This is a genomic window from Exiguobacterium sp. s166, assembly GCF_018618855.1.
Lineage (GTDB): Bacteria > Bacillota > Bacilli > Exiguobacteriales > Exiguobacteriaceae > Exiguobacterium_A.
In genome coordinates this window covers 1-404 of sequence record NZ_JACSMU010000019.1, presented here as the reverse complement: position 1 = coordinate 404, position 404 = coordinate 1, and the positions used below count along the sequence as shown (strand labels likewise).

Below are 404 nucleotides of genomic sequence, written 5' to 3'. Positions count from 1 at the left end.
CATTTTGGTATTCTAAGAACACACGTCTAATGACATGGTTATAAAAATTTGATGTCTTGTTGATGTCTTCAGTTTTCAAGGTGCGAGTGCCTTCTCCGTCAGGAAAAGACAAATGGAGCCTAGCGGGATCGAACCGCTGACCTCCTGCGTGCAAGGCAGGCGCTCTCCCAGCTGAGCTAAGGCCCCATGAGATTATAAAATTGAATGGTGGGCCTAAGTGGACTCGAACCACCGACCTCACGCTTATCAGGCGTGCGCTCTAACCAGCTGAGCTATAGGCCCATTCAAAATGGGTTGTTCAATTGAGAGATCGGACTCTCAAAACTGAACGATGGGCATGTCCCGTAAGGGACGTTTTCCTTAGAAAGGAGGTGATCCAGCCGCACCTTCCGATACGGCTACCT

At 49.3% G+C, this 404-nt stretch carries 2 tRNA genes; both read right to left on the bottom strand.

The window, feature by feature from the left end:
* Positions 1-113: 113 nt before the first annotated feature.
* Positions 114-186: transfer RNA gene (locus KNP93_RS15575), tRNA-Ala, on the bottom strand.
* Between the two features lie 19 nt (positions 187-205).
* Positions 206-282: transfer RNA gene (locus tag KNP93_RS15570), tRNA-Ile, on the bottom strand.
* Positions 283-404 lie beyond the last annotated feature (122 nt).